The sequence below is a fragment of the Cellulosimicrobium sp. EB106-03-01-XG111 genome, from assembly GCF_058792115.1.
This window is the reverse complement of the sequence record NZ_JBYTEQ010000004.1, coordinates 56959-65182: the sequence shown is the minus strand read 5'-3', so window position 1 is coordinate 65182 and position 8224 is coordinate 56959. Positions and strand designations below refer to the sequence as shown.

General features: G+C 76.8%; 7 protein-coding genes. All 7 read left to right on the top strand.

Annotated elements, in window-relative coordinates; genetic code table 11:
- The first annotated feature begins 1016 nt into the window (after positions 1-1016).
- Complete coding sequence (locus AC3WT4_RS05640; RefSeq protein ID WP_492314943.1) at positions 1017-1808, top strand: hypothetical protein; 792 nt, start codon at positions 1017-1019, stop codon at positions 1806-1808.
- A complete protein-coding gene (locus AC3WT4_RS05635; RefSeq protein WP_257417110.1) occupies positions 1805-2827 on the top strand; it encodes an HAD-IIA family hydrolase in 1023 nt (340 codons plus the stop codon). The genes AC3WT4_RS05640 and AC3WT4_RS05635 overlap by 4 nt, the downstream gene beginning before the upstream one ends.
- 149 nt (positions 2828-2976) lie before the next feature.
- Positions 2977-3180: a hypothetical protein gene (locus AC3WT4_RS05630; RefSeq protein ID WP_074805935.1), complete on the top strand. Its 204-nt coding sequence runs from the start codon at positions 2977-2979 to the stop codon at positions 3178-3180.
- 2 nt (positions 3181-3182) lie between these two features.
- Positions 3183-4238, top strand: a complete 1056-nt coding sequence (locus tag AC3WT4_RS05625) for a TlyA family RNA methyltransferase (RefSeq protein WP_074805938.1) — start codon at positions 3183-3185, stop codon at positions 4236-4238.
- Complete coding sequence (locus AC3WT4_RS05620; RefSeq protein WP_108051584.1) at positions 4235-5236, top strand: NAD kinase; 1002 nt, start codon at positions 4235-4237, stop codon at positions 5234-5236. The genes AC3WT4_RS05625 and AC3WT4_RS05620 overlap by 4 nt, the downstream gene beginning before the upstream one ends.
- A 2-nt stretch (positions 5237-5238) precedes the next feature.
- Positions 5239-6969 (top strand): DNA repair protein RecN, encoded by a 1731-nt coding sequence (gene recN, locus AC3WT4_RS05615; protein WP_492314942.1) that lies wholly within the window; start codon positions 5239-5241, stop codon positions 6967-6969.
- 6 nt (positions 6970-6975) lie between these two features.
- Entirely contained in the window at positions 6976-8163 is a 1188-nt protein-coding gene (gene steA / locus AC3WT4_RS05610) for a putative cytokinetic ring protein SteA (RefSeq protein WP_074805944.1), read from the top strand.
- Positions 8164-8224 lie beyond the last annotated feature (61 nt).

The window sequence follows — 8224 nt, the reverse complement described above, 5'->3', positions numbered from 1 at the left end:
TGGGAGAGTAGGACGCCGCCGGACAACCCTTCACCGAAGGCCCACCCCACACGGGGTGGGCCTTCGGCATTTCCGCACCCAGCACGCCGGATCGCCGGCGGCGCTGCAGGCCGCACGTCGCCCGGAGCGCGAGCGAGAGCCGCCGACGTCTGCCGGACGCCGCCGTGCGTCCGTTGCCGGGTGCGACGCCGCGCCGCCACATCGTGAGCGGATCGCCCGTGACACGGCAGGAGCCTCGTCGTCCCGTCGTGGGAGGATGGCCTGCGCAAACTTCAGAACGAGAGGGAACCCCGGTGAACGACACCCCCCGTGAGCCCGAGCCGGATCGTCCGTCCTCGGGCGACGACCGCGGTGGTCGACGCGACCGTGACGGTCGTCAGCAGCCTCCCCGTGAGGGACGTGGTCGGCAGGGCGGCGCGCCGTCCGGCGATCGCCGTGGCGGGCCCGCCCGGGGAGCCGGCCGTGGCGCCGGGGACCAGCGAGACCGCGGCGAGGGCGGCTACCGAGGTCGGCGCGACGACGACCGCGGCCGCCCGGGCAGCGATCGTCCGGGACGGGACGGGGCGAGCCGCGGCTCGGGCGGGCGCCCGGACCGCGACCGGCGAGACGGCTCGCGCGGGTCCGCCGACGCACGGGGTGGGGACCGTTCCGACCGTCGCGGTGCGTGGGGCGAGCGCGGTGACTCGTCGCGCGGTCCGCGCCGTGAGTACGGCGCAGCGCGCGACGACCGGTCGCGTCCCCGGGACGGTGACGCCGGGTCGCGTCCGTGGCGCGACGGTGCGGACCGACCCGCACGGGGTGGAGACGCTGGTCGCGGGCGCTTCGAGCGCGACGCCGCGGGCGGGCGTCGCGGACCGGGCGGACCGGGCGGACCGCGCGACGACCGTCGCGGCGGTGACCGTCCCGGGGGAGAGCGCCGGGGCCACGCCCCGCGCGCCGGGGCCGGTAGCGACCGCGAGGGCTTCGACCGACGTCCTGAGCCTCGGCACCCTGCCGGCCCGGACCTGCCCGAGGACGTGCAGATCTCCCAGCTCGACCGCGCGGCGCGCGGCAGGCTCCGGACGCTGAGCAAGGACACCGCCGAGGTCGTCGGGCGTCACCTCGTCATGGCGGGCCGCCTCATCGACACCGACCCGGAGCTCGCGTACGAGCACGCCCAGGCCGCGGTGCGTCGTGCCGGCCGCGTCGACGTCGCGCGCGAGGCCGCGGGGCTGACCGCCTACCGGACCGGGCGGTACGCCGAGGCGCTGCGTGAGCTGCGGACGGTGCGCCGCCTCAACGGGTCCTCCGAGCACCTCCCGATCATGGCCGACTGCGAGCGCGGTCTGGGGCGTCCCGAGCGTGCGCTCGCCCTCGCGTCGTCGGACGAGGCCGCGACCCTGGACGACGTCGGCCGGACCGAGCTGGCGATCGTCGTGAGCGGCGCGCGCGTCGACCTCGGTGAGCTCGACGCGGCCCTCGCCGCGCTCGACAACGTGCCGCCGGTCGGCCGCGGCGGCGAGCTCGGCGCGCGCGTGCTCCAGGCGCGCGCGTCCGTCCTGGAGCTCGCCGGCCGCACGGAGGAGGCCGCCGGGATCCTCGCCGGCATCGACGCGCGCCTGCTGGCCGCCGCGCTGGGCGAGGAGGACGAGGACGTCGTCGTCTACGACCTGAGCGAGGAGCTCGAGGAGGAGGACGAGGACACGGACGTCACGAGCGACGAGCCGGACGCCTCGACCGGCGAGCCCGAGGCGGCTCCTGACGCGGCCGAGGCCGGGCCGGCGTCGTCCGACCCGGACGAACGGCCGACGGACGGGGGCGACCGGTGACCGCCGGCCTGCTCGCGAGCGACGTCGCGCTCGCCGACCGCTACGACCTCGCGCTCGTCGACCTCGACGGTGTCGCGTACCGCGGGCACGAGCCGATCGAGCACGCGTCCGAGGGCCTCACGGCCGCGCGGGGGCGCGGGATGCGGCTCGTCTTCGTGACGAACAACGCGTCTCGCGAGCCGGAGTCGGTCGCCGAGCAGCTCACCGGTCTCGACATCCCGACGACGCCGGACGAGGTGATGACCGCGGCGCAGGCCGCCGCGGCGCTCCTGCGCACCCGGCTCGAGCCGGGGGCGCGCGTGCTCGTCGTCGGCGGTGCGGGTCTGCTGACCGCCGTGCGCGAGGCAGGCTTCGTCGTCGTGGAGAGCGCGGACGACGAGCCCGACGCCGTCGCGCAGGGGTTCGCGCCCGAGCTCGGCTGGACCCAGCTCGCCGAGGCCGCCTACGCCGTCCAGCGCGGCGCGTGGCACGTGGCGAGCAACCTCGACCTGTCGCTCCCGACCGCGCGCGGCTTCGCGCCGGGCAACGGGTCGCTCGTCGGGGCGGTGCGCGCCGCGACGGGCGTGACGCCCGACAGCGCGGGCAAGCCGTCGCCCACGATGTACGGCCTCGCGATTGACCGGGCGGGTGCGCAGGCGCCGCTCGTCGTCGGCGACCGGCTGGACACCGACCTCGCGGGAGCGCGGGCCGGGGGCTATCCCGGTCTGCACGTCCTCACGGGCGTGAGCACCGCGCGGGACGCGATCCTCGCGGAGCCCGGGCTGCGTCCGCACTACGTGGGCGCGGACCTGCGCAGCCTCCTCGAACCGCACCCCGCGCCCGAGCGCGACGCCGAGGGCTGGTGGGCGTGCGGGGACAGCGCGGCCCGCGTCGAGGACGGCGCGCTCCGCCTGGACGTGCGCGGCGCGGCGACGGTCGACACGGTGCGAGCCGCGGCGTCGGCCGCCTGGGCGGCGGTCGACGACGGGCTGCCCGTCGACCCGGCGAGCGTCCCCGACCTCCCGGTGGGGACGCACTGACGGCACGCCGGGCGGATCACTGCGGCGGCGCGCGGCGTGCGGCGTGCTTCCGGCACCGCGCGCCCTCGTCCGTGGGACGCTACCGGTAGCGTGGTCCGCGGTCCCGGGGCGACGCTCCGGGCGACGCGCGACCAGACAGGAGGCAGGACATGACGGACGGTCCGCAGCGACCCGTGCCCGGTCCGCCCCCTGGCCGTGCGGCCGACGCGCACGTCGGCGACGCCGAGGTGTCGCTCGAGCCGGTCCTCGCTCGCCTCGCCGAGCTGGACGGCCTCGCGACGGCTGACCACGTGGGGGTGCTGGAGGCCGTGCACGACGCGCTGGTCGCCGAGCTGGCCCGCGCGGAGGACTGAGCGTGGGGGAGCGGGACGGCGCCCGGCTGGACGGCGAGCTCGTCCGGCGCGGGCTCGCACGATCACGGCGGCACGCGGCCGAGCTCGTCGCGGCGGGCCGGGTGACGCGCGCCGGGACGGTGCTGACCAAGCCGTCGACCGCCGTCGGACCCGAGGACCTCGTGGAGGTGACGCCCGACCCGCACGACCCGGGCTACGCGTCCCGGGCCGCGTTCAAGCTCGCGGGCGTGCTCGACGCGCTGGACGCGTCCGGTCGTACGGGCGCGGGGGAGGCCGGGGCCCTGCCCCGCGCCCCGGTCGTCGACGGCGCGCGATGCCTCGACCTCGGCGCGTCCACGGGCGGGTTCACCGACGTGCTGCTGCGGCGCGGCGCGCGCGAGGTCGTCGCGGTCGACGTGGGCCACGACCAGCTGGTGCCCGCGCTGCGGGCCGACCCGCGCGTCGTCGTGCACGAGGGGCTCAACGTGCGCGACCTGTCGCCCGAGCACGTGGGCGTCGTGCCCGACGTCGTGGTCGGCGATCTCTCGTTCATCTCGCTGGCGATGGTCCTGCCCGCCGTGGCCGGCGTCGTCGGGCCCGGGACGGACCTCCTGCTGCTGGTGAAGCCCCAGTTCGAGGTCGGCCGCGAGCGGCTCGGCAGCGGCGGGGTCGTCCGCGACCCCGCGCTGCACGTCGAGGTCGTCGCCGCGGTCGCGCGGCACGCCGCGCTGGTCGGGCTGCGGCCGCTCGCCGTCGTGCCGAGCCCGCTCCCCGGTCCGAGCGGCAACCGCGAGTACTTCTGGTGGCTGCGCGCGGGGGACCCGGGCCGGGCCGACGGCGCGGCGTTCGAGGACGAGGCGCTCGAGGGCGCCGCGGCGCAGGCCGTCGCGTGGCAGCCCGGGCCCGACGGTGGGCCGCCCCCGGTCGTCGCGGTCGCCCGCGCCGTGGGCCCGTCCGCCGAGCGGTCCACCGAACCGCCCGCCCGACCCTCCGCCGCGGCCGTCCCGCCGCCGGCACCGCACGCCGCACCGGGTGCGACCCCGACCACCGACCGACCCCTGACCGGAGGAGCAGCGTGACGCGACGCGTCCTGATCGTCACCCACGGCGGCCGCCCCGAGGCGGTCGTCGCGCTGCACGAGGCGGTGAGCGAGCTCGAGCGCGCCGGTTTCGAGGTGACGCTGCACGACGACGACCTCGCCGAGACGTTCGGCGACCACATGGCGCGCACGCGGGCGCGCGAGGGCGTCGCGGAGTCCGAGGTCGTCATCGTGCTCGGCGGCGACGGCACGATCCTGCGCGCGGCGGAGCTCACCCACGGCACGGGCGTGCCGCTGCTGGGCGTGAACCTCGGCCACGTCGGGTTCCTCGCGGAGAGCGAGCGCGAGGACCTGCGCGCGGCGGTCGGCCGCCTCGCGGCGTTCGACTACACGGTCGAGGAGCGCACGATCGTCGAGGTCCGTGCCTACCTGCCGGGCGAGCCGGAGCCGCTCGTCGGCTGGGCGCTCAACGAGGCGACGGTGGAGAAGGCGCAGCGCGAGCGGATGATCGAGGTCGTGCTCGGCGTCGACGGCCGCCCGCTCTCGTCGTTCGGGTGCGACGGCGTCATCACGGCCACGGCGACGGGCTCGACGGCGCACGCGTTCTCGGCCGGCGGCCCCGTGATGTGGCCCGAGGTCGACGCCGTGCTCGTCGTGCCGCTCGCGGCGCACGCGCTGTTCGCGCGCCCGCTCGTCGTCGGCCCCCGGTCGACGATCACGGTGGACGTGCTGCCGGACTCGGCGTCGTCGGGCGTCCTCACGTGCGACGGCCGGCGCCGCATCGACCTGCCGAACGGCTCGCGCGTCGAGGTGCGGCGCTCCGACACGCCGCTGCGTCTCGCGCGCCTGAGCACGGCGCCGTTCACGGACCGGCTGGTGTCGAAGTTCTCGCTGCCGGTGGTCGGGTGGCGCGAGCGCGCGGCGAGCGTCGCCGCGACGGCGGGCACCGCCGCGGAGCGCGCCGCCGCCGCTCCGGGCGGCGCGGGCGAGACGGGCAGGCTCCCCGGCGACGGGGGCACCACGGACGAGGAGGAGTGAGCGTGCTCGAGGAGATCGCGATCGAGAACCTCGGGGTCATCCGGTCGGCGCGCGTCCCGGTCGGCGCAGGTCTGACGGTGATCACGGGCGAGACGGGTGCCGGCAAGACGATGGTCCTCACCGGCCTCGGCCTGCTCATGGGCGGCAAGGCGGACCCGGCGACGGTGCGCCCGGGCGCGGCGAGCGCCGTCGTGGAGGGCCGGGTGCGCGTCGCGGACCGGCCGGCGGTCGCGCAGCGCGTCGACGACGCGGGCGGGCAGGTGGACGACGACGGCTCGGTCGTCATCCTGCGCACGGTGGCCGCGGAGGGCCGCTCGCGCGCGCACCTCGGCGGCCGCAGCGTCCCGCAGGGCGTCCTCGCGGAGATCGCCGACGACCTGGTCACGGTGCACGGCCAGTCGGACCAGCTCCGGCTGCGCACGGCGAGCCGTCAGCGCGCGGCGCTCGACGCGTTCGCGGGGCCGCAGCACGCCGAGCTCCTCGGGCAGTACCGCGAGGCGTGGGCCGAGCGCTCGGCGCTGCAGGCCCAGATCGACGACATCGAGACGCGCGCGGGCGAGCGTGCCCGGGAGGCGGAGCTGCTGCGCCTCGGGCTCGCCGAGGTCGAGCGGGTCGCGCCGCAGCCGGGCGAGGACGTCGAGCTCACCGCGCTCGTCGCACGCCTCGGGAACGTCGAGGAGCTCCGGGTCGCCGCGCAGCTCGCGCACGACGCCGTCGCGGGCGACGAGGCCGCCGAGCCGCAGGAGAACGCCGTCGTGTCGGTCGACCGCGCGCGCCGCGCGCTCGAGTCGGTGGCCGGGACGGACCCGGCGCTCGCACGCCTCGCCGGGCGGCTCGCCGAGGTGGGCTACGTGCTCGCGGACGTCGCGACGGAGATCTCGGGCTACGTCGAGGACCTGGCGGCGGACCCGGCGGGCCTCGAGTCCGCGCACGCGCGCCTCGCCGAGCTGGGGACGCTCACGCGCAGCTACGGGGAGACGGTCGACGACGTCCTCGCCTGGGCGAGCGACGCCGGGCTGCGGCTCCTGGACCTGGACGACGGCGGCGAGCGGCTCCAGGCCGCGACGGCACGCCGGGACGAGCTCGACGCGGAGCTGGACCGGCTCGGCACGGCGATCACGGCCTCGCGCGAGCGGGCCGCCGCCGAGCTCGCGACGGCCGTGACCGAGGAGCTGCGCGGGCTCGCGATGGGCGGGGCGAGCCTCGTCGTCGACGTCGAGCGCGCCGAGGAGCCCGGCCCGTGGGGCGTCGACGCGGTGACGTTCTCGCTCGTCGCGCACGCCGGCGCGCCCGCGCGCCCGCTCGGCAAGGGCGCGTCGGGCGGCGAGCTCTCGCGCGTCATGCTCGCCATCGAGGTCGCGCTCGCGACGGCCGCCGTCGACGGCACCGGGCAGGTGCTGCCCACGTTCGTGTTCGACGAGGTCGACGCGGGGGTCGGGGGCAAGGCGGCCGTGGAGGTGGGGCGCCGGCTCGCGTCGCTCGCGCGCCGCACCCAGGTCGTCGTGGTCACCCACCTCGCGCAGGTCGCCGCGTTCGCCGACGTGCAGCTCGTCGTCACGAAGGCGTCGGGCGACGGCGACCCGGCGACCGCGGTCACGGTCACCGGTGTGCGCGAGGTCACGGGGGAGGAGCGTGTCCGCGAGCTTGCGCGGATGCTCTCGGGCCAGGAGGACTCCGACACGGCCCGCCGCCACGCGGTGGAGCTTCTGGAGTCGTCGGTCGTGGGACGATAGGGCACGATGAGACTCACTCTGCGCAAAGCCTCCCTGCCGGAGGCCGGGTCCGGCACGCTCGGCCCGGCCAAGGTCGACGCGCGCACGAAGGCGCTCACGAAGCGGCTCAACCCGGGCGACGTCGCGGTGATCGACCACGTCGACATCGACCGGGTCGCCGCCGACGCGCTCGTCGCCGCGAGGCCGTCCGCCGTGCTCAACGCGGCCAAGTCGGTCTCGGGACGCTACCCGAACCTCGGACCCGACGTCCTCGTCGAGGCCGGCATCGTGCTCGTCGACGACCTGGGCCCCGCGATCATGGCGATCCCCGAGGGTCGCGTGGTGCGGCTCGACGGCGGCAAGGTGTACCTGGGCGACGACCTCGTCGCCGAGGGCGTGCTGCAGAGCGAGGAGACGGTCGCGCGCAGCCTCGAGGAGGCGCGCGCGAACCTCTCGGTCGAGATCGAGTCGTTCGCCGAGAACACGATGAACTACCTGCGGCGCGAGCGGGACCTCCTGCTCGACGGCGTCGGCGTCCCGGACATCCGCACGTCCATCGAGGGGCGTCAGGTCCTCATCGTCGTCCGCGGCTACCACTACCGCGAGGACCTCGCGACGCTGCGTCCCTACATCACGGAGTACCGCCCGGTGCTCATCGGCGTGGACGGCGGCGCCGACGCGATCCTCGACGCGGGATGGAAGCCCGACATGATCGTCGGCGACATGGACTCGGTCTCCGACCGCGCGCTGAGCAGCGGCGCGGAGATCGTCGTGCACGCCTACCGCGACGGCAAGGCGCCCGGCCTCGAGCGCGTGCAGGAGCTCGGCGTCGAGCCCGTCGTCTTCCCGGCGACCGGCACGAGCGAGGACATCGCGATGCTCCTCGCCGACGACAAGGGCGCCGAGGTCATCGTCGCCGTCGGCACGCACGCGACGCTCGTCGAGTTCCTCGACAAGGGTCGTGCGGGCATGGCGAGCACGTTCCTCACCCGTCTCCGCGTCGGCGGCAAGCTCGTCGACGCCAAGGGTGTGTCGCGCCTGTACCGGCACCGGATCTCCAACCTCCAGCTCTGGCTCCTGTCGCTCGCCGGGCTCCTCGCCGTCGTCGCGGCGCTGTGGTCGACGGCGGCGGGCCAGACGTTCTTCGGGATCGTGGGCGCCCGCTTCGACGACCTGTGGTCGTGGATCGGGACGCTCTTCTCGGGCGGCGGCTGAGCCCGCCGGGCCGTCGTCGTCGACGGCCCGCGCACGTGCCTCCGGCGCGTGCCCTCCGGCG

What these genes read in the sequence shown, in the direction of transcription:
- AC3WT4_RS05630 (WP_074805935.1), top strand. Translation starts at nt 2,977, where the DNA reads ATGACGGACGGTCCGCAGCGACCCGTGCCCGGTCCGCCCCCTGGCCGT.
- steA (WP_074805944.1), top strand. Translation starts at nt 6,976, where the DNA reads ATGAGACTCACTCTGCGCAAAGCCTCCCTGCCGGAGGCCGGGTCCGGC.